Source organism: Limnohabitans sp. TEGF003 (genome assembly GCF_055395455.1).
Map to the genome: position 1 here is coordinate 2,757,224 of NZ_AP029225.1, position 22,839 is coordinate 2,780,062.

The following is a 22,839-nucleotide window of genomic DNA, read 5'->3' on the forward strand; positions in this document are numbered from 1 at the left end:
CTTGTCAATCGATCAATATCAATCAACACAAAAACAGCCTTTACAAACTTCTTGCAAAGCAGCTTTTGTTTTGAATGAACAATCTGCGAGATCCATACAGACCCCAGACATTCGATAAGTGATGGTGGAGGATGACGGGATCGAACCGACGACCCCCTGCTTGCAAAGCAGGTGCTCTCCCAGCTGAGCTAATCCCCCGGTGTCTTACCCTCTTGCGCCTTACAGCGCTTGTCCTCAGAAGGATTGGTGGGTCTGGTTGGTCTCGAACCAACGACCCCTGCGTTATCAACACAGTGCTCTAACCAACTGAGCTACAGACCCAAGCCGGTCACCAATAACCCAAGCAAAGCCCAAGCCGTCAGCGACAACCTTCCAACAACCGATAAGTGTGAGCGTTCAATTTAGATTGCAGTTTCCAGAAAGGAGGTGATCCAGCCGCACCTTCCGATACGGCTACCTTGTTACGACTTCACCCCAGTCACGAACCCCGCCGTGGTAATCGCCCTCCTTGCGGTTAGGCTAACTACTTCTGGCGAGACCCGCTCCCATGGTGTGACGGGCGGTGTGTACAAGACCCGGGAACGTATTCACCGTGACATTCTGATCCACGATTACTAGCGATTCCGACTTCACGCAGTCGAGTTGCAGACTGCGATCCGGACTACGACTGGTTTTATGGGATTAGCTCCCCCTCGCGGGTTGGCAACCCTTTGTACCAGCCATTGTATGACGTGTGTAGCCCCACCTATAAGGGCCATGAGGACTTGACGTCATCCCCACCTTCCTCCGGTTTGTCACCGGCAGTCTCATTAGAGTGCCCAACTGAATGTAGCAACTAATGACAAGGGTTGCGCTCGTTGCGGGACTTAACCCAACATCTCACGACACGAGCTGACGACAGCCATGCAGCACCTGTGTTACGGTTCTCTTTCGAGCACGAAGCTATCTCTAGCGACTTCCGTACATGTCAAAGGTGGGTAAGGTTTTTCGCGTTGCATCGAATTAAACCACATCATCCACCGCTTGTGCGGGTCCCCGTCAATTCCTTTGAGTTTCAACCTTGCGGCCGTACTCCCCAGGCGGTCAACTTCACGCGTTAGCTTCGTTACTGAGTCAGTGAAGACCCAACAACCAGTTGACATCGTTTAGGGCGTGGACTACCAGGGTATCTAATCCTGTTTGCTCCCCACGCTTTCGTGCATGAGCGTCAGTACAGGTCCAGGGGATTGCCTTCGCCATCGGTGTTCCTCCGCATATCTACGCATTTCACTGCTACACGCGGAATTCCATCCCCCTCTACCGTACTCTAGCTATGCAGTCACAAAGGCAGTTCCCAGGTTGAGCCCGGGGATTTCACCTCTGTCTTACATAACCGCCTGCGCACGCTTTACGCCCAGTAATTCCGATTAACGCTTGCACCCTACGTATTACCGCGGCTGCTGGCACGTAGTTAGCCGGTGCTTATTCTTACGGTACCGTCATGAGCTCCCAGTATTAATGGAAACCTTTTCGTTCCGTACAAAAGCAGTTTACAACCCGAGGGCCTTCATCCTGCACGCGGAATGGCTGGATCAGACTTGCGTCCATTGTCCAAAATTCCCCACTGCTGCCTCCCGTAGGAGTCTGGACCGTGTCTCAGTTCCAGTGTGGCTGGTCGTCCTCTCAGACCAGCTACAGATCGTTGGCTTGGTGAGCCTTTACCCCACCAACTACCTAATCTGATATCGGCCGCTCCAATCGCGCGAGGCCTTACGGTCCCCCGCTTTCATCCGTAGATCGTATGCGGTATTAGCGTAACTTTCGCTACGTTATCCCCCACGACTGGGCACGTTCCGATATATTACTCACCCGTTCGCCACTCTCGAGGGGTTGCCCCCTCTACCGTTCGACTTGCATGTGTAAAGCATTCCGCCAGCGTTCAATCTGAGCCAGGATCAAACTCTATAGTTCGATCTTGATTTTTTTCGCTCTTTCGAGCAACTCATAAATTGGAATCAACGCGGACATCATCTCTGATATCCACATCTTTTTTACTTCATGAGCGTTTGTTAGCTAATTAAAGCTAAGTTCCGAAGAACTTGGCAATCACCATCAAACGCCCACGCTTATCGGCTGTATATTTTTAAAGAACCCAAGCAGCTTAGAGCCACTTTTCTTGCCTCGCCGCGATCAGCGAAGCCTTGAATTATGACACAGTTTTTGGCGCTGCGTCAAGTTTTTGAAAATTTTCTGGCGCTTGACCAGATTACCTCATCAACCTCTTCGCTGCGCTTGCTGCTCTTCTTTTGAAGGCATCAGTTGTGTGCAGCGAAGCCCTCGATTATGACACAGCTTTTTCGTCTGTGGTGAGTTTTTTGGTGCCGCTGGGCATTTTTTGCAAGCACCGCCCGGATAATGGGCCCATGGCTTTACTCACACTCTTGAACGCTTCTCTGGCTTTTGGCCATGTTGCACTCCTCGATCACGCAGACTTCTCCCTGGAGACATCGGAGCGCATCGGCTTGATTGGTCGCAACGGCACGGGCAAATCGTCCCTGCTCAAAATCTTGGCGGGCATGGAACGCCCGGATGACGGCACGCTGCACGTGCAACAGGGTGTTCGCATCGCCTACGTCGCACAAGAACCTGTTCTGGTCCCCGAGCACACCATTTTTGAGTCGGTTCGCGAGGGATTGGCCGAGGTGATGCAATGGATCGACGATTACACGCACAGCAGGGGGGATCTGGACACCCTGCAGGGGCTGATCGAGTCACGTGACGGATGGGGCTGGGAACAACGCCTGGACGAAACCCTGCAACGCCTGAAGCTGGACCCCAACGCCGTTGTGCAATCGCTGTCGGGGGGCATGCGCAAGCGCGTGGCTCTGGCGCAGGCCTTGGTGACCCGTCCTGATGTGCTCTTGTTAGACGAGCCCACCAACCACCTGGACCTGAATGCCATCACCTGGCTGGAGGATCTGCTGATTGACTTCAAGGGCAGCGTGATCGCCATCACCCATGACCGAGCCTTCTTGGACCGCATCGCCACGCGCATCGTCGAGCTGGACCGGGGCAAGTTGCGCCCTTATCCGGGCAACTATGCCGCCTACCAAATCCAAAAAGAAGAGCAACTCGCCCAAGAAGCCGTGATCCAGGCCAAAGCCGACAAACTGCTGGCCCAGGAAGAAATCTGGATTCGCAAAGGAGTGGAAGCACGCCGCACCCGCAGCCAAAGCCGCATCACCCGACTGCAAAACCTGCGCAGTGAACGCGCCGCCCGCCGTGAAAAAGTGGGCAACGTGAAAATGGAAGTCGCCTCGGGTGTGCCCAGCGGCAAACTGGTGGCCGAGTTGACGGACGTGAGCAAGAGTTTCATCCAGCCCGATGGCACGGTGCGCACCATCATCCACAAGTTCACCGGCACCTTGCTGCGCGGCGACAAGATCGGCCTGCTGGGCCCCAACGGCGCGGGCAAGACCACGCTGCTCAAACTGATTTTGGGCGAACTCGAAGCCGACAGCGGCGAAGTGCGCCGTGGCACCAAGCTGGAAGTGGCCTACTTTGACCAGATGCGCGATGCGCTGGACCTGGACGCCACGCTGGAAGACTTCATCAGCCCCGGCAGCGAATGGATCGAGATCGGCAACAAGCGCCAGCACGTCAAGAGCTACCTGGGCGATTTTTTGTTCTCGCCCGCACGCGGCACATCGCCCGTACGCTCCTTGTCCGGGGGCGAGCGCAACCGCTTGCTGCTGGCACGCCTGTTTGCGCGCCCGGCCAACGTGCTGGTGCTGGACGAACCCACCAACGACCTGGACATCGAAACCCTGGAATTGCTGGAAGAGCTGCTGCAAACCTACGAAGGCACCGTGTTCCTGGTCAGCCACGACCGCGCCTTCATGGACAACGTGGTCACCGGCATCATCGCCTGCGAAAGCGCCCCGGACCAACCGGGCCTGTGGCGCGAATATGAAGGCTCGGTGCAAGACTGGCTGGTGCAATCGCAACGCGCACAGGCCATTCGGGCGCAGGCCGCGCAACGCAGTGGCTCGACGCCCGTGGCTGCCGCCACCCCCGTCACAACGGCCGCCCCACCCGCAGCAGCTGCCCGCAGCAAACTCAGTTACAAAGAACAACGCGAACTGGCCGAGTTGCCCGCCAAAATCGAAGCGCTGGAAAAAGAGCAGGCGGAGGCCCGCGCACAACTGGCGGACGGCAGCATTTACCAGCGTGACCCGGGCTTGGCACAGCAACTGTTCAAGCGCGATGCCGAGATTGACGAGGTGCTGTTGGCGGCCATGGAACGTTGGGAAGTGCTGTCGGCCCGCTGAAGGCACGCTTGGGAGTCCAAATGGCGACCTGACTTGTTGCCTTTTGGCTCTACATTCAAAGCCATGACCCCTTCAGAACTCAGCGCCCTGCTGGTGCTCGCCACCGTGAGCAGTTTCACCCCCGGACCCAACACCACCTTGTCGACCGCCATGGCCGCCAACCACGGTCTGCGCCGTGCCATGCGTTTTGTCTGCGCGGTACCGTTGGGCTGGGGCATTTTGTTCGTGCTGTGTGCCACGGGTTTGGGCGGTTTGGTGGTGGCTTTTCCGCCTTTGCGCTGGGGCATCGTGACGCTGGGCACGGGTTATTTGCTGTGGCTGGCATCGCGCTTGTGGCAAAGCGGCAGTTTGCAGCAGGCCGACAGCGCCAAACTGCAGGTGGGCTTTGTGCAAGGCGTGGGCCTGCAGTTCCTCAACATCAAGGCCTGGATGCTGGCGCTCGCGATCGTGGCGGGCTGGGTGGCCGGGCGCGAAGACGCCACGGCCCGCACGCTGGTGCTGCTGCCCATCATGGTGGCCTACGGTTTTTTCAGCAACCTGACCTACGCGGTGGCGGGCTCGATGCTGCGGCACTGGCTGGCGCACGGCCGCCGCTTGCTGATGTTCAACCGCTGCATGTCGGTGGCGCTGGTGGCCACGGCCTTGTGGATTTTGAACGGCTTGCGCCAAAGCGCAGGTTGACAGCAAACGCAGCAACCGCACAGCAGCACGCTCGCGCCCGATCACCGCATGGACAGCACCCACCAACACCGCGAGAACCTGGGGCTTTGGCTCGGGTTGCTGGGCGTGATCATCTTTGCATTGACCCTACCCATGACGCGCCTGGCCACCGGGACGGCAGACGCGCCCCAGTTGTCACCCTGGTTTGTGACCTGGGCACGGGCCGCGCTGGCGGGGGTGCTGTCGGCCATCTACCTCTTGGCCGTGCGTGCGCCTTGGCCCTCGGCTGCGCAACGCGGCCCCTTGTACTTGTCGCTGGCGGGCAACGTGATCGGCTACCCGCTTTTGCTGGGCTGGGCGCTGCGCCACGTCACGGCCAGCCATGCGGCCGTCATCACCGCCTTGCTCCCGCTGGCTACGGCCGCAGCCGCCGCCTGGCTCATGCACCAACGCGCCCGCCTGGGGTTTTGGGTGTTTGCCGCTTTGGGCAGCGGCCTGGTCGCGGTCTACAGCCTGCTTCGCGCAGCACAAATGGCCAATGGTGTGGCGCAGGGCTTTGGCCTGACCTGGGCCGATACCCTGCTGCTGGGCGCGGTGGCGGCCGCGTCGCTGGGCTATGTGGCCGGGGCCAAAGTCACGGCCAGCCTGGGCGCTGAAAAAGTCATCAGCTGGGTGTGCGTCATGGCCTTGCCCATCACCCTGCCCGGCGCCTGGCTGACCTGGCCCGAGAACGCGGTAGCGCCCGCTTCGTGGTGGGCCCTGATGTATGTCGGCGTGTTCTCCATGTGGGCGGGCTTTTTTGCCTGGTTTCGCGGCCTGTCGCTGGGTGGCCCCCTGCGCGTGAGCCAGCTGCAACTGCTGCAACCGTTCATCACCATCCTGACCGCCGTGCCATTGCTGGGAGAATCCCTGGATGCGATGACGCTGGGCTTTGCCCTGCTGGTGGTGCTCACGGTCTTCATGGGGCGGCGCACGGCCGGTCCCCGGCCTCCCCAACAACCTCTGAAGGAAACAACATGAACTGGAAGCTGGCCCAACGCGCCGACAAAATGAACCCCTCGGTGATCCGCGAGATCCTGAAAGTGACCGAGAAGCCCGGCATCATCAGCTTTGCGGGCGGCCTGCCCTCGCCCCAGACCTTCCCGATCGACGCCATGCGCGAAGCCAGCGAGCGGGTGCTGAGAGACGACGGCAAAGCAGCCTTGCAGTACGCCGCCAGCGAAGGCTATGCGCCGCTGCGCGAATGGGTGGCGCAAGACCTGCTCAAGCAAGGCATGAACGTCAGCCCCGACCAGGTGCTGATCACCACCGGCAGCCAGCAAGGCCTGGACCTGGTGGCCAAGATCCTGATCGACGCAGGCAGCCGCATTTTGGTGGAGACCCCCACCTACCTGGGCGCGCTGCAGGCCTTCACCCCGATGGAGCCAGTGGCCGTCGGAGTGAACAGCGACGACCACGGCGTGGATGCCGACGACCTGCGGGCCAAAGTGGGCAATGGGGCTGACAAGGCCCGCTTTGTGTATTTGCTGCCCAACTTCCAGAACCCCACCGGCCGCACCATGACCGAAGCGCGCCGCGCCGCCGTGGCGCAAGTGGCTGTCGAGTCTGGCTTGCCGATCATCGAAGACAACCCCTACGGCGACCTCTGGTTTGACGCGCCGCCCGCGCCATCGCTGAGCTCGCGCCACCCCGAGGGCAGCGTGTACCTCGGCTCTTTCTCCAAAATCCTGGCCCCCGGCCTGCGCTTGGGTTATTTGGTCGCCCCCAAAACGCTCTACCCCAAGCTGCTGCAAGCCAAGCAAGCGGCCGACCTGCACACGCCCAGCTTCAACCAGCGGGTGGTGGCCGAAGTGCTGAAAGACGGCTTCATCGAGCGCCATGTGCCCACCATCCGCGCCTTGTACAAACAGCAGTGTGAAGCCATGCTGGCCGCGCTCGACCGCGAAATGGCCGGGCTGGGCCTGACCTGGAACCGCCCGGTGGGCGGCATGTTCCTGTGGGTGCAACTGCCTAAGGGCCTCAAAGCCGTGCCCCTGCTGGAAAAAGCCGTGGCCAAAGGCGTGGCCTTTGTGCCGGGCTTTGCCTTCTATGCGCAGGACGCCAACGAAAGCACGCTGCGCCTGTCGTTTGTGACCGCCACCGTCGACCAGATCAACACCGGCATGGCCGCGCTGGCGGCCGCCATCCGCGAATCGCTCTGAACATCACGCAGGACCTTGCCATGAAAACCCGCGCCTTCCAACAAGTCGACGTCTTCACTGACACGGCCTTTCTGGGCAACCCGCTCGCCGTGGTGCTGGACGGCGAGGGTCTGAGCGATGCGCAGATGCAGGCCTTTGCCCGCTGGACGCAGCTGAGCGAAACCACTTTTGTGCTGCCGCCCACGCCCGAAGGGGCTGCGGGCGGTGCCGACTACCGGGTGCGCATCTTCACGCCCGGCGCTGAGCTGCCGTTTGCGGGTCACCCGACGCTGGGCACGGCCCACGCATGGCTGAGCGCAGGCGGCCAGCCGCGGCAAAGCGGCCAACTGGTGCAGGAATGTGGCGTCGGTCTGGTCAGCCTGAAATCGGTCGATGGCCGCTGGGCTTTTGCCGCGCCCCCCTTGCAGCGCCAGACCCCAGCGCCAGCGCTGCTGGCCGAAGTGCTGGCGGCTTTGGGCCTCCACGCCGACGAGGTGCTGGCCGCGCAAGACCTGAACAACGGCCCGCACTGGCTGGGCCTGTTGATCGACTCGGTGGACACCCTGCTCGCGCTGGCGCCGGACCACGCGGCGCTCAAACGCCTGAACACCAAGGTCGGCGTGGCGGCCAAACGTGAGACGAATCCCAGCGGCCTGATCCGCCGCGCCAACCGCGAGGCCCGCGCCTTTGCGCCGTCCACCCGCATCGCCAACGACCCCACCGATCTGGAAGTGCGGGCCTTTGCCGCCCCGGTGGGCATCGCCGAAGACCCGGTCACCGGCAGCTTGAACGCATCGCTGGCCCAATGGTTGATGGCCGAGGGCCACATGCCCGCGCAATACAGCGCCCGCCAGGGCACAGCGCTGGGCCGCGCCGGACAGGTGTTTTTGTCGCAAGACGAAAGCGGCCAAGTCTGGGTGGGCGGCCATGTGGTGGGCTGCGTTCAAGGCCACGTCACACTTTGATTTGCGCTTGACCGCGCTTGACCCCGGAAAGACCATGACCGACCTGCCCACGCTTTCACAGATCGAAGCCGCCGCCCAAACCGTTTACGCGGCCTTTGGCCCGACGCCGCAATACCGCTGGGCCACGCTCAGTCAACGTCTGGGCACCGACTGCTGGGTCAAGCACGAAAACCACACACCCGTGGGCGCGTTCAAGGTCCGGGGAGGCTTGACATATTTCGACCACTTGCGCAGCACCCAGCGTTTGCCCCAAGAGGTCATCAGCGCCACCCGGGGCAACCACGGCCAAAGCATTGCCTATGCCGCAGCGCGGCACGGTGTCGCGTGCACCATCGTGGTCCCACGCGGAAACTCCAGCGAGAAAAACACCGCCATGCAGGCCTTGGGCGCGCGTTTGGTGGAGCACGGTGACGACTTCCAGAACGCCCGCGAACACGCCCAAGCGCTCGCTGCAGAACGCGGGGCCCACATGGTGCCCAGCTACCACCCGGCACTGGTGCTGGGCGTGGCGACCGCATGGGTCGAGTTTTTGCGGGCCGTCCCGACCCTCGACGTGCTGTATGTGCCAATTGGACTGGGCTCCGGCGCCTGCGCCGCCTTGGCGGCCAAACAGGCCTTGGGGCACGCCGTCAAGGTGGTCGGTGTCGTGAGTGCCCACGCCACCACCTACGCCGACTCGATGGCGGCGGGTTGCGTGGTGGAAGCCCCGGTCAGCACCGTGCTGGCCGATGGCATGGCCGTGCGCCGCGCCGACCCGCAAGCGCTGGCCATCCTGCAAGCGGGATTGGACCGTGTGGTGCCAGTCAGCGACACCCAGGTCGCGCAGGCCATGCGCGACCTGTACACCGACACCCACAACCTGGCCGAAGGCGCGGGTGCCGCCAGCTTTGCCGCCGCGTGGGCAGACCGGGAGCAGCTGCAAGGCCTGCAGGTCGGCACCACCCTGTGCGGCGGGAATGTGGACACCGCCCTTTTTTGCGACGTGTTGAAAAAACACCTCTGAGCCCGGCAGACGTCCGACAACGACGCCAAACGATGGCCGTCGCTCTTGGGACAAAGCCTGCAGACCTGCCCGGACAGAATCCCCCGTCATGGGAACTCTTTATCTGGTCCGCCACGGACAAGCCTCGTTCGGGGCCGACGACTACGATCAACTCAGCGCCTTAGGCCGCCAGCAGGCGGTGCGCCTGGGCGAGTATTTGCGCCCCAAGCTGCAAGACAAACCGCTCGAAGCGGTGCTCATGGGCAGCCTGAAGCGCCACCGCCAAACCTGGGAAGGCATTGCCGAAGGCGCGGGCTTGACGCACACGCCATCGGTTTGGCCCGGCCTGAACGAATACGACAGCCACGCGCTGATCGAGTCCATCCACCCCGAGCCGCTGGCCAAGCCCGACACGCCCGAGCTGTACCGCCACCATTTCAGGCTGCTGCGCGATGCCCTGCATGCCTGGATGGCCGGACGCACCCAGCCGCAGGGCATGCCCAGCTATGCCGACTTTGTGGGCGGCATTGAGGCGGCGCTCGACCATGTGCGGCAGTCACACACCGGAGACGTGATGATTGTCTCGAGCGGCGGCCCCATCTCGACCGCCGTAGGCCGCGTGCTGGGCACCCCGCCCGAAACCACCATCGAGCTGAACCTGCGCATCCGCAACACGGCGCTGACCGAATTCGTGTTCAACCCCAAGCGCCACATGCTGCTGACTTACAACACCTTGCCGCATCTGGACAGCGACGAGCACCAAAGCTGGATCACCTTCGCCTGAAGCAAAATTCAACCATGCACAAGATGCGGCTCACCGGTAGATTCCCTAAGCAATAACCCTTCGCTTAGCAGGCAAAATCGGGCCATGAACAGTTCAACCGCTTGGTTGACCCTCCAATCGCAAGAGGGTGGCATCCAACTCACCACAACCCAAGCCGAGGACGCTGACCGGCTGACACGCGAGTTGGTCCATTTGCTGGACGAATGGGCACTGGCTTGCGCTGTTCAGACCTTGGTCTTGCCCCTGAACGGCGACCGCGTCGCACTGATTTGCAATCTGCGCCCCGACTTCAGAGCGCAGTGCATGCCCGGCCACGACACTTTGGCCTTGCAAGAAAAATTGGGCCATACCCCCCAAACCGACGAAGCCTGGGCGCTGGAGCGTGAAATATGGGTGGCCCTGCTGGGCTCCCCGCACCGTTTTCAATTCGCCAGCCTGGCCTCGCTCACCTCGCACATCCGGGTGCGGCGCAACATGGCTTTGGACGCCCGGAAAACCGCCTTGGCTTTCAAAACCGATGCGGCCGAGCGGCCTCAGGCATTTTGGCAAGACGGTGGGGACGACGCGGGTTTCATCCTGCAACCCGGTCGCTGCTTGGTCGACGCCCTGATCGCGGCCACCCAACCCGATGCCACGGGCAAGCTCTACGATTTTTCTTGCTACCGGGCGACCGAATACGTGATCTTGCTGGGCATCGCGCAAGAGCTCCAAACCGGCAACCCCGAACTGCTGGCCCAGTTGCAACGCCTCAATGAAGTCCACGCAGTGCGATCGGGTCAGTTCCATGATGTCTACCTGATCGAGTACGGCAGCATGGAGGCCCCATTGCCAGCCCGCTTTTATGTGCCGGGCGACCGTTTGTGGTTTCGCAACCCCGACGAACGCTCTTCAGACGTCACCGGCTACGAAGGCTCCTGGGTTCTTTACATGGGCGGCGGCTTGTTCAGCAACTTCTGGAAGCGCGACACGCCTTACACCCTGGAGTCCAAAGCCATCGAAATCTTCCACTGGAAAGATGGCGTGTACGCCGACGCCCAAGGGGACTTGCAGATGGACGAGACGGTGGTCGAGGCCTTGGTCGCGCAAACCCAAGCCAACCCTGAAGCCCGCTCGCAGGTTCTGGAGCGCATGCTGCGCATGCGCGACCCCAAAGGCGTTTACGCCGAAGGCGGCTGCATCGACACGACCCGAGAGTACCCACGCAGCGTGAGCCGCGACCACTGCGAACTGGTGCTGCCCCGGCTGTGAAAAACAGCGCCGATCAGCCGACCTGATCGCGCAAGGTGTCCGGCGGCAGCCGGTCGATCTCACCGAGCAGCTGCGCCAGCGCCCGCCCGGAGGCGTCCAGCAAGGCCTGGCCTTTTTCCGCCGTGGCCGCCGCCGCGTTGCCCGCCGCGCCCTGGCGGTTGTAGTCCTGCATCTGCCAGCCCAGCTTGGCGCTTTTGCCGTTGCCCAGGATCTCAAAGCGCTCGGCGCGGTCTTGCGAGGTGGACCGGAAATTCTGTGCCAGGTCCATGCGCACCGCACCGGGCCGCAGCGCCAGCATCATCGAGGTTTCGGTGTCCCCCGCATGCACGCCAAAGCGGTGTTCTTCGGGGGAGAACAGCGCATTCACGTCCCCACCTTGCGCATCGCGCAGCGGCAGATTGAACCAGCTCACGCTGTAGACCAGCATGCCCAGCCGGGCCCGCAGGTCCCGTGCCACGATGTCCATCACGCTGACCTGCCCGCCGTGCGCGTTGAGCAAGACCAGTTTCTTCACGCCACTGGCCGCGACCGACTCGCCCATGTCGGTCCACAAGCGGATCACGGTCTCGGCCTTGAGCGTCAAGGTGCCGGCAAAACGGGCATGCTCGGGGCTCAGGCCCACCGTTTGGGTGGGCAAGAACAAAGCAGGCAAATCGGCCGGCAAATGGGGCAAACAAGCGGCCACCACGCCATTGACCAGATCGGTGTCCACCGAGAGCGGCAGGTGTGGGCCATGTTGCTCGGTGGCGGCCACGGGCAGGACGGCGATCACGCGATCCATGGCACGGCCCGTTGCCAAGGCCTGAAAATCGGTGGTGGTCCAGTCGGCCCAAAAACGCGAAGGGTTTTGCATGGCAGGCATCTTAATGGAGCCGGGGCGTGTACAGTGCCTCTCGCACAAGACCAAGCCCCCAGGGTTTGGCGCAAAAAAGAAGGATGGGTGTGAAAGTTTCCGTGTTTGACCGTGGTTTGGCCTCGCTTGGGCGCCAGCTCGCCTGGCTGGTCTGGCTCGCCTTCATGGCGGCCTGCGTGCCCAGCCTGGCGCAGACGGGTGCCCTTTTTTCATCCAAGGCCACCGTCAGCACGCCTGGCACCGCCGCTTTGTTGGCCAGCGCCAGCCCTGTGGTCAGCACCGAGCAGGTGCGGGCCGAATTGCTGGCGCATGCCCCCCAGGGCATCCAGGCGGGACAAACCTTCTGGCTGGGCCTGCAGATCGAGCACCAGCCGCATTGGCACACCTATTGGCAAAACCCGGGCGACTCGGGCTTGCCCACCCGGCTGCAATGGCAGCTGCCCGCAGGCTTGCAGGCGGGGGACATCGCCTGGCCCCTGCCCAAAAAAATCCCGATTGGCACCTTGGCCAACTACGGTTACGAGGGCCGCCTCTTGCTGGCCGTACCGGTCACGGTGGCAGCCGGATTCCAGTTCCCGGCCACGGGTGGTTTGCCGATCCAATTGCAAGCCGAGTGGTTGGTGTGCCGCCAGGAATGCATCCCGCAAGAAGGGCGCTTCACCCTGAACCTGGCCTCTGCCGCGCCACAAAAGGCGCACGCGGCTTTGTTTGAAGCCAGCCAAAAACTCAGCCCCCAGGCCCTGCCTCAACTGCAGCAAGGCGGCAGCTGGATCACCGGGGGACAAACCCAGCTGTCGGACGACGGCCAGCAACTGAGCTTGCGCGTGCACGGCCTGCCTGCCAGCTGGCGTGGCCAGACGCTCAGCGCCTTCCCGGTCACGGCCAGCGTGGTGCACAACGCAGCCGTACAAGGCAAGGACTGGACGCAAAGCTGGCAAGGCGCGGTCTGGCGTGCCCAAATTCCGGTGTCGCCAGAGCGCGGAGACAGCCCCACGTCGATGCGCTGGGTGATCGCAGCCGGGCCCGAGTCGGCGCCCAAAGCGCCTGCTTTTGACATCGACACCCCCGTGCAAGGCACCTGGCCCGCGCTGACAACAGCTGCGCCCGCCGAAATTTCGCCCGCCTTGGCCAAGGCGCTGACCGAGAACGCCCGCGCCACACAAAAGCCAGCGGCCGCCTCCACCACCCCCTTGGGCCTGGCGCTGGCCATCCTGGGCGCGCTGGTCGGCGGCTTGCTGCTCAACCTCATGCCCTGCGTGTTTCCGGTGCTGGCCATCAAGGTGCTGGGTTTTGCTCAAGGCCACACCTCGCAGACCCCACACCGCGCTGCCGGCATGGCCTACACGGCGGGGGTGGTCATTTCCTTCGTGCTGCTGGGCGGCCTGATGCTCGCCTTGCGGGCTGCGGGCGAGCAACTGGGCTGGGGCTTTCAGCTGCAGTCGCCGCCTGTGGTGGCCGGTTTGGCGCTCTTGTTCACCCTGCTGGGCCTGAACCTGGCGGGTGTTTTCGAGTTCGGGCAGATGCTGCCCAGCAGCCTGGCCTCATTGCAAAGCCGCCACCCGACGGTGAACGCCGGTTTGTCGGGCGTGCTGGCCGTGGCCGTGGCCTCACCGTGCACCGCGCCCTTCATGGGCGCGTCGTTGGGCCTGGCGATCGCGTTGCCCGTTTGGCAAGCGCTCAGCGTGTTTGCCGCCATGGGGGTGGGCATGGCCCTGCCGTATCTGGCAGCCAGCTGGTGGCCGGGCATCGCCCGCGCCCTGCCGCGCCCCGGGCCCTGGATGGTGACTTTCCGTCAGGCCATGGCGTTCCCGATGTTCGCCACCGTCATCTGGTTGCTGTGGGTGCTGGGGCAACAAACCGGCATCGACGGTGCCAGCGGCTTGCTGGCCTTGCTGCTCACGGTGGCTTGGCTGGTTTGGGCTCTGAGCTTGAGCGGCCGCACGCGTTGGGTTTTGAGTGGCTTGGCCCTGGCCGCCTTGCTGTGGCTGGGCAGCAGCTGGCTGCCTTTGGCTTTGCGCGAAGCACCGTCCACCCCATCGGCCAGCAGCGCCAATGCAGCACCTGGCGCAGCCACCTGGCAGGCCTGGTCCCCCACAGACATGCAAATCCAACTGGCCACTGGCCGCCCGGTGTTTGTGGACTTCACCGCCGCCTGGTGCGTGACCTGCCAGTACAACAAAAAAACCACGCTGGCCGATGAACGCGTGTTGGCCGACTTTGCGGCCAAACAGGTGGTGCTGATGCGCGCCGACTGGACGCGCCGCGACCCGGCCATCACGCAGGCCCTCACCGAACTGGGCCGCAGCGGTGTGCCGGTCTATGCGCTGTACGCCCCCGGCCGTGCGCCCGTGCTCTTGTCCGAGCTGCCCAGCGTGGCGGAAATCCAAACCGCCTTGCAGGGGCTTGCTGCGCGTTGAGCTGACCTGACGTGCGTCATTTGGGCGCTTGCCCCTGATCGTGAATGTCTGGCGTGGCCTTGCCAGCATTCGGCCGCGGGGGCGGCCTCCCACCAAGAAACAGCCCACACACCAACCCAAGCGGCTTGCCCACTCATGTGAGCGCTGGCCCCTGCGCGCGAATGAGCCCCGCTTGGGCCTGCCACAATAAGGGCATGAGCTCTTTCGCCCCCCTTCAAAACGACACCTTCCTGCGCGCTTGCCTGCGCCAGGCCACCGACCACACCCCCGTCTGGCTCATGCGCCAGGCCGGGCGCTACCTGCCCGAGTACTGCGCCACCCGCGCCAAGGCCGGCAGCTTCATGGGCCTGGCCACCAACGTCGACTACGCCACCGAGGTCACCCTGCAGCCGCTGGACCGTTACCCGCTGGATGCCTCCATTCTCTTCAGCGACATCCTCACCGTGCCTGACGCCATGGGCCTGGGCCTGTCTTTCGCCCAGGGCGAAGGTCCGCGCTTTGCCAAGAACGTGCGCGACGAAGCCGCCGTGGCAGAACTCGCCGTGCCCGACATGAACAAGCTGCGCTATGTGTTCGATGCCGTGACATCGATCCGCAATGCGCTGAACGGCCGCGTGCCGCTGATCGGCTTTTCCGGCAGCCCCTGGACGCTGGCTTGCTACATGGTCGAGGGCGCGGGGTCTGACGACTACCGCCATGTGAAGACCCTGATGTACAGCCGCCCGGACCTGATGCACCGCATCCTGGCCATCAACGCCGACGCCGTAGCCCTGTACCTGAACACCCAGATCGAAGCGGGCGCCCAAGCGGTGATGGTGTTTGACAGCTGGGGCGGCGTGCTGGCCGATGGGGCTTTCCAGCAGTTCAGCCTGGCCTACACCGCCCGCGTGCTCTCGCAATTGAAGACCGAGCACAACGGCCAGCGCATTCCCAGCATCGTCTTCACCAAGGGCGGCGGCCTGTGGCTGCCCGAGATGGCAAGTTTGAACTGCGACGTGCTGGGCCTGGACTGGACGATGAACCTGGGCCGCGCACGTGCTCTGGTGGGCGGCCCAGTGGGCGGCCCCGGCAAGGCGCTGCAAGGCAACATCGACCCGAACATCCTGTTTGCGCCGCCCGCGCAGATCGCGACCGAGGTGCACCGGGTGCTCGACAGCTTTGGCACGCCGCACACGGACAAAACCACCACCGGCCCCACGCACATCTTCAACCTGGGCCACGGCATCAGCCAGTACACCCCGCCCGAGCATGTGACGGCGCTGGTCGAGGCGGTGCACAGCCATTCGCGAACATTGCGCCAAAACTGAGCAGGGGACGCGCCAAGGTTGAGCCGTTAGCATAAAAAACAGCGATTCAAGCCCTTTTTTTGCAAAATAAATGGCTTCAAACGCTTGACTTATGCACAAAAGTAAACCTTGGCGTCAAGACCTCTTGTTTGCTGCGCAGCAGCAAATCGGGTATATCACCCACTTCGCAAGTCATTGATTTTATTGGGTTTTTTATCTTGCACATTGGATGTGCAATTTGTTGGAAGGCTTGATTTTCAAGGCTTCCAGCGCATCCCGACCAGGTTTTCAACAAAGTTATCCACAGTTTTTTTGGATCGCCTTCAAAGTACTGAAAAATCAATGACTTACATCTTGTTTCAAGAAATCAGCTAACTTCCAATTCTGGCAATTTCATCCAAAACACTGAGAACAATGTGAGCACCCACCACTGGATCGACGTTGCCGTCCAGACCCCGGCCCACAGCCAGGTGGGGGGTCTGCTGAGCTACCGCAGCCCCTTTGGGCTGCAGCCCGGTCAGCTGGTGCGCGTGCCTTTGGGCCAACGCGAGGTGCTGGGTGTGGTGTGGGCCGTGCGCGATGCCGCGCCCGCCGACATGCCCGCCTCGGCCGTGCGCGATGTGTTGAGCGTGCTCGAAGGCCTGGCCCCGCTCGATGAGGCGTGGCGGCAATTGGTGCAGTTCTCGGCCCAGTATTACCAGCGCTCGCTGGGCGAGGTGGCCCTGTCGGCCCTGCCGCCCCAGCTGCGCGACCTGACCAGCGAACAACTGGCACGCCGCCTCAAAAAACAAAACACCAACCGCGCCGTGCAAACCACCCCCGGCCCGGCCCTCTCAACCGAGCAAAGCGCCGTGCTGGAACAGATGGCCAAAGGCACAGGCCCGTTTTTGCTGTTTGGCAGCACCGGCAGCGGCAAGACCGAGGTGTATTTGCAAGCGGTGGAGCGCATGCTGGCCACCGACCCGCAGGCCCAGGCCCTGCTCATGGTGCCCGAGATCAACCTCACGCCCCAGCTGGAAGAACGGGTACAAGCCCGTTTTGGCACCGAAGCGGTGGTGGCCATGCACAGCGGCATGACGCCCGCCCAGCGCCTCAAAGCCTGGCTGGCTGCGCACGCGGGCCACGCCCGCATCGTGCTGGGCACGCGCATGGCGATTTTTGCGTCCATGCCGCACCTGAAACTCATCGTGGTCGACGAAGAACACGACCCCAGCTACAAGCAGCAAGAAGGCGCACGCTATTCGGCCCGCGACCTGGCCGTGTACCGGGGACGCCTGCAAAACGCCACGGTGCTGCTGGCCTCGGCAACGCCATCACTCGAGAGCTGGCACCACAGCCGCCCGGCCACCGAGGGCGACCCCGGCGGGCGATACCAGCGGCTGCTGATGCCATCTCGAATCGGTGCAGGCATTGGTACCGGCCTGCTGCCCAAAGTGCGCCGGGTCGACATGAACAAACAACCCCGCCGCACGGTGCTGTCAGCGCCTTTGGTGGCCGCCATCCAGGAGCGGGTGGAGCGCGGTGAGCAATGCATGCTGCTGCTCAACCGCCGCGGCTATGCCCCGGTGCTGCACTGCGCCGACTGCGGCTGGAAAAGCGCATGCAAGCACTGCAGCGCATTCCGGGTGTTTCACAAGATTGACCGCACCCTGCGCTGCCACCACTGCGGCCTGACCGAGCGCGTGCCCCGCGCCTGCCCCGAGTGCGGCAACGCCGACATCGCGCCGATTGGCCGGGGCACCGAACAACTCGAAGAACACCTGGGCGAATTGCTCACGCATGTGTTGCGCCCCGACGGCTCGCCCGTGCGCATCGCCCGCATCGACGCCGACAGCACCCGCCTCAAAGGCGCGCTGGAAAGCCAGCTGGCGCAGGTGCATTCGGGCGAAGTGGATGTGCTGGTGGGCACGCAAATGATCGCCAAGGGACACGACTTCAGGCGCATCACGCTGGTGGCCGCCGTGAACCCGGACACGGCGCTGTTTTCAAGCGACTTTCGCGCGCCAGAGCGGCTGTTTGCGCTGCTCATGCAGGCCGCAGGTCGCGCCGGGCGAGACGCCGCGCAAAGCGCCACCAGCGAGATGTGGGTGCAGACCTTTCACCCCACGCACCCGCTGTTTGAAGCCCTGAAAAAACACGACTACCCGGCCTTTGCCGCCAGCGAGTTGGCCGAGCGCACCGCCGCCGACCTGCCGCCCATCAGCCACCAGGCCCTGCTGCGCGCCGACGCCCGCACCCAGGAAGCCGCCCAAGCCCTGCTGAACGCCGCCCGCGAAACACTGGAGGCGCAACTGAGCGCAGACCCGGCCACCGCAGACTTGGTCTTGCAGGTCAGCGTCTACCCGGCTGTGCCGATGAGCATGCAGCGTGTGGCCGATGTGGAGCGCGCCCAAATGCTGCTGGAGAGCCCCAACCGCATGGCGCTGCAAAAAATGCTGTGGCACCTGCACGGCGTGCTGCACCAGGTGCGCAGCCAGCCCGAACACAAGGGTGTGATCCGCTGGCTGGTGGACGTGGACCCGCAAGCGATCTGACATGGGCTGGCAGGTTTCCTGTGGGAGCGAGCCCCTGCTCGCGAACGTGCGCCCTGCCACTTCAACCCTTCGGCCGCAGGGGCAGCCTCCCACAACCGCCATGCAGAAATCCCCGGTTGTGGATGTCAGACTTTGAAAAAAGCCACCGCCCCCGAAAACGTCAAAAACGCCACCGCTGTGGTGACCAAAATGATGCGGGCAATGCGCCCGTTGTCCGCGCCCAGGCGCTCGGCCAAAAGCGACACATTGCTGGCGCTGGGCAGGGCAGCCACCAACACCATCACCTGCAGGGCGAAGGGCTCGATCGGCAGGCCCCACTGGATGGCCGTCAAGCCCACCAGCAAAACCAAGACCGGGTGCAACACCAATTTGATGAGTGAAATCGGCAGGTAATCGACCATGCGCAAAGCGCCATGAGGGCGCTCATGCGCCAGCATTTGCGAGCGGGCCAACACCGCCCCAATGGTGAACAGCGCCACGGGCGACGCCGCATCGGCCAGCAAGCTCACGGTTTTGTTCACCGGACCGATCAACTCCAGGTTCCAGAATGAAAACGCCGCGCCCAGGCTGATGGCCCAAGGCATAGGGTTGCGCAGCACCCCGGCCAGCGCCTTGCGGGCCGCCACTGCCGCGCCATGCTGCCCGGCCGCGTCCATGCGCGACAAAGCCACACACAGCGAAGAGGTGATCACCAGATCCACCACGATGGTCACGATGGCAGGCCCCACCGCCTGCGCACCCAGCAACGCCACCAACAAGGGCACACCCATGAAGCCGGTGTTGGGAAAGGCCGCCACCAGCGCCCCCAAAGACGCGTCGTTCCAGCGGATGCGCGCATTCAGGCTGATGGCGATGCTGAACGCCACGATCAGCAAGGCACACAACAAATACGTGAAAAACACCCCGGCATCGAGCAACTGGGCAATCGGCGTGTCGGCCCCAAAGCGGAACAACATGCAAGGCAGGGCAAAAAACAGCACAAAACCATTCAAACCCGGAATGGCCTCGAGGGGCAAAAACTTCAACCGGGCAGCGCCATAGCCGCACAAGACCAAGGCGAAGAAAGGAAAAGTGACACGCAGGATTTCAAGCATGGGCTGATTGTCGGGGTAAACCAGTAGAGCCCTCGGCCTGCACAGTCGCAGTGCGGACAAAATTGAGACAGCTCCCCCCTGCGGTCAGGTGAACGTCTTGCAAGTCCGATCACAAGAAGGTCGCTGCAGACACCCCAAAACGCGCACTCAAGGCGCGGACTTGCCGCACATTGAGTTCGCGTTTGCCCGTCAATATTTCAGAGACCACGCCCTGGCTGCCAATTTCTGCCAAGTCACCTTGTTTGAGTCCGTGCTGGGCCATCAAAAACTTCAACGCCTCTACCCCTGAGGTTTCAGGCAGCGGGTGATGCTCTGTCTCATAGTCCTCAATCAAGTCACCCACAATGTCCACCAAACCCATGAGGGGATGGTGCTCATCACCGCCCGTCTCCTCAAGCAGCGCCTCAAGCATGGTGGTCATTCGGGCATAGTGCGCCTCATCGCGGATGGGGGCAATGTCTGTGGCCGCGCGAAACTGCTCCCATGCGGGGAGAAGATGCTGCATATCAATGGGTGCATTCATGACTTCCATGCTCCTTTGTCATATTCACGGTGGGTTAACACCGCTTTGATGTAAACGATCTGCTTTTCAAACCGAACGTAGGCGATCAGCCGGTACTTGTTGCCCCCAATGTCGAACACCACCAGTTCGCCCACTTTGTCCACGGTGTTGAATGCCGCTTTCAGTTCACTCCAGTTGGAAAATCGGTTCTTCTCAATCACCCGCCGCCAGCCCTGCAATGGCGCATCGGCCAGCGGGTGTACTGTGGCAAACGACCGCAGCGCACTGTTGCTGATGATTTTCATGGGGCGATCATATCTCAAATTGAGATTTTGCACAGATCGGTCCACGAACGACCAAGACGGTTCAACGCGCAAGGGCAGCCGCTATGATGGCCCGCTTTGCTTCGCCCCCCATTTTCCCCACACAACCCCATGTCAGCCGGACTCAACAACGCCCAACTCGAAGCCGTGAACTATGTCTCCGGCCCTTGCCTGGTGCTGGCCGGGGCGGGTTCGGGCAAGACGCGGGTGATCACGCACAAGATCGGCCGCCTGATTGAAGCCGGGCTGGAGCCCAAACGCATCGCCGCCATCACCTTCACCAACAAGGCCGCTGCCGAGATGCGCGAGCGGGCCAAAGATTTGATTGGCAAGGCCGCCAAAGATGTGACGGTCTGCACCTTCCACGCCCTGGGCGTGCGCATCATGCGCGAGGACGGCCATGTGCTGGGCCTGAAACCGCAGTTCAGCATCATGGACGCGGACGATGTGACCAGCATCCTCAAGGACTGCGGCGGCACCACCGACGCGGCCACCGCCCGCCAGTGGCAGTGGACCATCAGCCTTTGGAAAAACATGGGCCTGAACGCCGAGCAGGCCGCGGCCCAAGCGCCTGACGACAACGCCCGGGTGATCGCCCGCATCATGGCGCTGTACGAAGAGCGGCTGACGGCTTACCAAAGCGTGGACTTCGACGACCTGATTGGCATGCCCCTGAAGCTGCTGGCCGACTACCCCGAGGTGCGCGAGCGCTGGCAGGCCAAGATGGGCCATGTGCTGGTGGACGAATACCAGGACACCAACGCCACACAATACGAGGTGCTGAAACACCTGGTGGGCGAGCGGGCGCGCTTCACGGCGGTGGGCGACGACGACCAGTCGATCTACGGCTGGCGCGGGGCCACGCTGGACAACTTGAAGCGCCTGCCGGTGGACTTTCCGAATTTGAAGGTCATCAAGCTGGAGCAGAACTACCGCTCCACCAGCGCCATCTTGCGGGCGGCCAACAACGTGATCCAGCCCAACCCCAAGCTGTTCCCTAAAACGCTGTTTTCGGAGCTGGGTGAGGGCGAGCCGGTGCGCGTGATCGATGCCGTGAACGAAGAGCACGAAGCCGACCGGGCGATTGCCCGCATCCAGTCGATTCGAGGCGGGCAGATCAACCCCTCCAAACACCGCGAGTTCAAGGACTTCGCCATCCTGTACCGGGCCAACCACATGGCCCGACCGTTTGAGCAAGCGCTGCGCCGCGCCAACATTCCTTACAAGGTGTCGGGTGGGCAGAGCTTTTTTGACAAGGCCGAGATCAAGGACTTGTGCGCCTGGTTTCGCCTGTGGATCAACAACGACGACGACCCGGCATTTTTGCGCGCCATCACCAGTCCCAAGCGCGGCATCGGCCACCAGACGCTGGGCCAGCTGGGCACTTTTGCCACGCAGTACAAACTGAGCCTGTTCGAGGCGCTGTTTGCGGGCAGCCTGCCCAGCGCGGTGAATACCCGCGCGGTGGACGGCCTGCACGAGTTTGGCCGCTACATCAACGACCTGGAACACCGTGCGCGCCAAACCCTGGGCAAAGAGGCGGCGCTGGCGTTTCTGCTGGAGTGGCTCCAAGAGATTGGCTACGAATCGCACCTGTACGACGGCGAGGACAACGAAAAAGTGGCCTCGGCCCGCTGGACCAATGTGCTGGAGTTTTGTGACTGGATGGCCGGGCGCTGCGGTGGCGAGATCGAAGACGCCACCGGAACAGAAACCACCGAAACCAAAAACCTGCTGGAGGTGGCGCAGACCATCTCGCTGATCTCCACCCTGAGCGAGCGCGAGAAAGACCAGAACGTGGTGACCCTGTCGACCCTGCACGCCTCCAAGGGCCTGGAATGGCCGCATGTGTTGCTGGTGGGTGTGAACGAGGGCCTGCTGCCTTTCAAACTGGGCGACGACGACACCACGGAGGGGGCGAGCCAGGAAGGCATCTTGCTGCGCCTGCAGGAAGAGCGCCGCCTGATGTACGTGGGCATCACCCGCGCCCAGCGCAGCCTGGCCGTGAGCTGGACCAAACGCCGCAAAAAAGGCCGCGAAACCGTGGCCGCCCTGCCCAGCCGCTTCATTGCCGAAATGCGGCTGGATGAAAAGACCACCCAAGAAGACCCGCGCGAAAAACTCAAGGCGCTGCGGGCCGAATTTGCCCAACGCGCAGCAGTCTCTGCAGCGGCGGCAGCGCAAGCCAAAACATGAACCTAACACACGCCTTTTTGAACCGACGCGCCCCAGCCGCTTGGCTGTGCGGCCTGCTGGCCCTGACCCTGAGTGCCTGCCAGGGGCTGCCCACACGCACGGGCTGCCCCAGTGCCCAGAACATGAGCCCTGACATGCTGCACGGCACCTGGACCGTACAGATCACGGGTGAACCCCTGGGGACTTTGACCTTGGGCCCCCACCCGGAACACGTGGGGAGTTTGCGGGGTGAATGGGTCACCGCAACGGCGTCGAAACCCCGCGCGGTGGTGGCCGACCTGGACGACGGCGAGTTCACCCTGGAAGAGACACACGACGGCCAACGCATCGCCGCCACCTGGCTGGGCAGCCTGCCCAAGGGGGCTTGCGGGCGTCAAATTCAGGGCCAAAGAACGACAGCCGGTCGGGACACCCGCCCCTTCGTGTTGACCCGCCAGCCCTGACCCCCTGCCCCCGCTGGTGAATTGGCCTGCGCCGTCCAAAGGCCACTGTTTTCTCACGCAAA

General features: G+C 62.8%; 17 protein-coding genes, 2 tRNA genes and 1 rRNA gene. 13 read left to right on the plus strand and 7 right to left on the minus strand.

Annotation, left to right across the window (positions count from 1 at the left end):
- Window positions 1-122: 122 nt before the first annotated feature.
- The 3 genes from ACZ5RT_RS13050 to ACZ5RT_RS13060 form a co-directional block, all read right to left on the minus strand.
- Window positions 123-198, minus strand: a tRNA-Ala gene (locus ACZ5RT_RS13050).
- Between the two features lie 46 nt (window positions 199-244).
- Window positions 245-321, minus strand: a tRNA-Ile gene (locus ACZ5RT_RS13055).
- A gap of 98 nt (window positions 322-419) precedes the next feature.
- Window positions 420-1,950 (minus strand): 16S ribosomal RNA (locus ACZ5RT_RS13060).
- Window positions 1,951-2,402: 452 nt separating this feature from the next.
- Between ACZ5RT_RS13060 and ACZ5RT_RS13065 the strand changes: the two genes are divergently transcribed.
- The 8 genes from ACZ5RT_RS13065 to ACZ5RT_RS13100 all read left to right on the plus strand — a co-directional run bounded on the left by ACZ5RT_RS13065 (window position 2,403) and on the right by ACZ5RT_RS13100 (window position 11,129).
- The gene (locus ACZ5RT_RS13065; RefSeq protein ID WP_464452752.1) at window positions 2,403-4,310 is read left to right on the plus strand and encodes an ATP-binding cassette domain-containing protein; all 1,908 of its coding nucleotides are present in this window, start codon (window positions 2,403-2,405) and stop codon (window positions 4,308-4,310) included.
- Window positions 4,311-4,373: 63 nt separating this feature from the next.
- The gene (locus tag ACZ5RT_RS13070) at window positions 4,374-4,991 is read left to right on the plus strand and encodes a LysE family translocator (protein ID WP_464452753.1); all 618 of its coding nucleotides are present in this window, start codon (window positions 4,374-4,376) and stop codon (window positions 4,989-4,991) included.
- Window positions 4,992-5,039: 48 nt separating this feature from the next.
- Entirely contained in the window at window positions 5,040-5,990 is a 951-nt protein-coding gene (locus ACZ5RT_RS13075) for a DMT family transporter (protein ID WP_464452754.1), read from the plus strand.
- Window positions 5,987-7,171 carry an aminotransferase-like domain-containing protein gene (locus tag ACZ5RT_RS13080; RefSeq protein WP_464452755.1) on the plus strand — a complete coding sequence of 395 codons (1,185 nt, stop codon included), beginning with the start codon at window positions 5,987-5,989 and terminating at the stop codon, window positions 7,169-7,171. The genes ACZ5RT_RS13075 and ACZ5RT_RS13080 overlap by 4 nt, the downstream gene beginning before the upstream one ends.
- A gap of 20 nt (window positions 7,172-7,191) precedes the next feature.
- Window positions 7,192-8,115, plus strand: coding sequence for a PhzF family phenazine biosynthesis protein (locus ACZ5RT_RS13085; protein ID WP_464452756.1), 924 nt, complete (start codon window positions 7,192-7,194; stop codon window positions 8,113-8,115).
- A 34-nt stretch (window positions 8,116-8,149) separates the two neighbouring features.
- Window positions 8,150-9,118 (plus strand): threonine dehydratase, encoded by a 969-nt coding sequence (locus ACZ5RT_RS13090; protein ID WP_464452757.1) that lies wholly within the window; start codon window positions 8,150-8,152, stop codon window positions 9,116-9,118.
- An 88-nt stretch (window positions 9,119-9,206) separates the two neighbouring features.
- Window positions 9,207-9,881, plus strand: a complete 675-nt coding sequence (locus ACZ5RT_RS13095) for a histidine phosphatase family protein (protein WP_464452758.1) — start codon at window positions 9,207-9,209, stop codon at window positions 9,879-9,881.
- Between the two features lie 84 nt (window positions 9,882-9,965).
- The gene (locus ACZ5RT_RS13100) at window positions 9,966-11,129 is read left to right on the plus strand and encodes a hypothetical protein (RefSeq protein WP_291927481.1); all 1,164 of its coding nucleotides are present in this window, start codon (window positions 9,966-9,968) and stop codon (window positions 11,127-11,129) included.
- Between the two features lie 13 nt (window positions 11,130-11,142).
- Here ACZ5RT_RS13100 and ACZ5RT_RS13105 read toward each other — a convergent pair whose 3' ends face one another.
- On the minus strand, window positions 11,143-11,982 hold the full coding sequence (locus tag ACZ5RT_RS13105) for a creatininase family protein (RefSeq protein WP_464452759.1): 840 nt from the start codon (window positions 11,980-11,982) through the stop codon (window positions 11,143-11,145).
- Window positions 11,983-12,146: 164 nt separating this feature from the next.
- On the opposite strand from ACZ5RT_RS13105, the gene ACZ5RT_RS13110 reads away from it, so the two are divergent.
- The 3 genes from ACZ5RT_RS13110 to priA all read left to right on the plus strand — a co-directional run bounded on the left by ACZ5RT_RS13110 (window position 12,147) and on the right by priA (window position 18,219).
- Window positions 12,147-14,399 carry a protein-disulfide reductase DsbD family protein gene (locus ACZ5RT_RS13110; RefSeq protein WP_464454220.1) on the plus strand — a complete coding sequence of 751 codons (2,253 nt, stop codon included), beginning with the start codon at window positions 12,147-12,149 and terminating at the stop codon, window positions 14,397-14,399.
- Between the two features lie 194 nt (window positions 14,400-14,593).
- On the plus strand, window positions 14,594-15,706 hold the full coding sequence (gene hemE, locus ACZ5RT_RS13115) for a uroporphyrinogen decarboxylase (RefSeq protein ID WP_464452760.1): 1,113 nt from the start codon (window positions 14,594-14,596) through the stop codon (window positions 15,704-15,706).
- 395 nt (window positions 15,707-16,101) lie between these two features.
- The gene (gene priA, locus ACZ5RT_RS13120) at window positions 16,102-18,219 is read left to right on the plus strand and encodes a replication restart helicase PriA (protein WP_464452761.1); all 2,118 of its coding nucleotides are present in this window, start codon (window positions 16,102-16,104) and stop codon (window positions 18,217-18,219) included.
- Between the two features lie 125 nt (window positions 18,220-18,344).
- Here priA and ACZ5RT_RS13125 read toward each other — a convergent pair whose 3' ends face one another.
- The 3 genes from ACZ5RT_RS13125 to ACZ5RT_RS13135 all read right to left on the minus strand — a co-directional run bounded on the left by ACZ5RT_RS13125 (window position 18,345) and on the right by ACZ5RT_RS13135 (window position 20,120).
- Window positions 18,345-19,313 (minus strand): AEC family transporter, encoded by a 969-nt coding sequence (locus ACZ5RT_RS13125; protein WP_464452762.1) that lies wholly within the window; start codon window positions 19,311-19,313, stop codon window positions 18,345-18,347.
- A gap of 109 nt (window positions 19,314-19,422) precedes the next feature.
- The gene (locus ACZ5RT_RS13130) at window positions 19,423-19,836 is read right to left on the minus strand and encodes a helix-turn-helix domain-containing protein (RefSeq protein WP_464452763.1); all 414 of its coding nucleotides are present in this window, start codon (window positions 19,834-19,836) and stop codon (window positions 19,423-19,425) included.
- Complete coding sequence (locus ACZ5RT_RS13135; RefSeq protein ID WP_291927462.1) at window positions 19,833-20,120, minus strand: type II toxin-antitoxin system HigB family toxin; 288 nt, start codon at window positions 20,118-20,120, stop codon at window positions 19,833-19,835. Before ACZ5RT_RS13135 ends, ACZ5RT_RS13130 begins: the two co-directional genes overlap by 4 nt.
- Before the next feature lie 129 nt (window positions 20,121-20,249).
- On the opposite strand from ACZ5RT_RS13135, the gene ACZ5RT_RS13140 reads away from it, so the two are divergent.
- Together ACZ5RT_RS13140 and ACZ5RT_RS13145 are read left to right on the plus strand one after the other, a co-directional pair.
- Window positions 20,250-22,334 (plus strand): ATP-dependent helicase, encoded by a 2,085-nt coding sequence (locus tag ACZ5RT_RS13140; protein ID WP_464452764.1) that lies wholly within the window; start codon window positions 20,250-20,252, stop codon window positions 22,332-22,334.
- Window positions 22,331-22,777: a hypothetical protein gene (locus ACZ5RT_RS13145; protein WP_464452765.1), complete on the plus strand. Its 447-nt coding sequence runs from the start codon at window positions 22,331-22,333 to the stop codon at window positions 22,775-22,777. Before ACZ5RT_RS13140 ends, ACZ5RT_RS13145 begins: the two co-directional genes overlap by 4 nt.
- Window positions 22,778-22,839 lie beyond the last annotated feature (62 nt).

Coding starts and splice junctions, on each gene's coding strand:
- ACZ5RT_RS13065 (WP_464452752.1), top strand. CDS start 2,403: ATGGCTTTACTCACACTCTTGAACGCTTCTCTGGCTTTTGGCCATGTT.
- ACZ5RT_RS13070 (WP_464452753.1), top strand. CDS start 4,374: ATGACCCCTTCAGAACTCAGCGCCCTGCTGGTGCTCGCCACCGTGAGC.
- ACZ5RT_RS13075 (WP_464452754.1), top strand. CDS start 5,040: ATGGACAGCACCCACCAACACCGCGAGAACCTGGGGCTTTGGCTCGGG.
- ACZ5RT_RS13080 (WP_464452755.1), top strand. CDS start 5,987: ATGAACTGGAAGCTGGCCCAACGCGCCGACAAAATGAACCCCTCGGTG.
- ACZ5RT_RS13085 (WP_464452756.1), top strand. CDS start 7,192: ATGAAAACCCGCGCCTTCCAACAAGTCGACGTCTTCACTGACACGGCC.
- ACZ5RT_RS13090 (WP_464452757.1), top strand. CDS start 8,150: ATGACCGACCTGCCCACGCTTTCACAGATCGAAGCCGCCGCCCAAACC.
- ACZ5RT_RS13095 (WP_464452758.1), top strand. CDS start 9,207: ATGGGAACTCTTTATCTGGTCCGCCACGGACAAGCCTCGTTCGGGGCC.
- ACZ5RT_RS13100 (WP_291927481.1), top strand. CDS start 9,966: ATGAACAGTTCAACCGCTTGGTTGACCCTCCAATCGCAAGAGGGTGGC.
- ACZ5RT_RS13105 (WP_464452759.1), bottom strand. CDS start 11,982: ATGCAAAACCCTTCGCGTTTTTGGGCCGACTGGACCACCACCGATTTT.
- ACZ5RT_RS13110 (WP_464454220.1), top strand. CDS start 12,147: ATGGCGGCCTGCGTGCCCAGCCTGGCGCAGACGGGTGCCCTTTTTTCA.
- hemE (WP_464452760.1), top strand. CDS start 14,594: ATGAGCTCTTTCGCCCCCCTTCAAAACGACACCTTCCTGCGCGCTTGC.
- ACZ5RT_RS13125 (WP_464452762.1), bottom strand. CDS start 19,313: ATGCTTGAAATCCTGCGTGTCACTTTTCCTTTCTTCGCCTTGGTCTTG.
- ACZ5RT_RS13130 (WP_464452763.1), bottom strand. CDS start 19,836: ATGAATGCACCCATTGATATGCAGCATCTTCTCCCCGCATGGGAGCAG.
- ACZ5RT_RS13135 (WP_291927462.1), bottom strand. CDS start 20,120: ATGAAAATCATCAGCAACAGTGCGCTGCGGTCGTTTGCCACAGTACAC.
- ACZ5RT_RS13140 (WP_464452764.1), top strand. CDS start 20,250: ATGTCAGCCGGACTCAACAACGCCCAACTCGAAGCCGTGAACTATGTC.
- ACZ5RT_RS13145 (WP_464452765.1), top strand. CDS start 22,331: ATGAACCTAACACACGCCTTTTTGAACCGACGCGCCCCAGCCGCTTGG.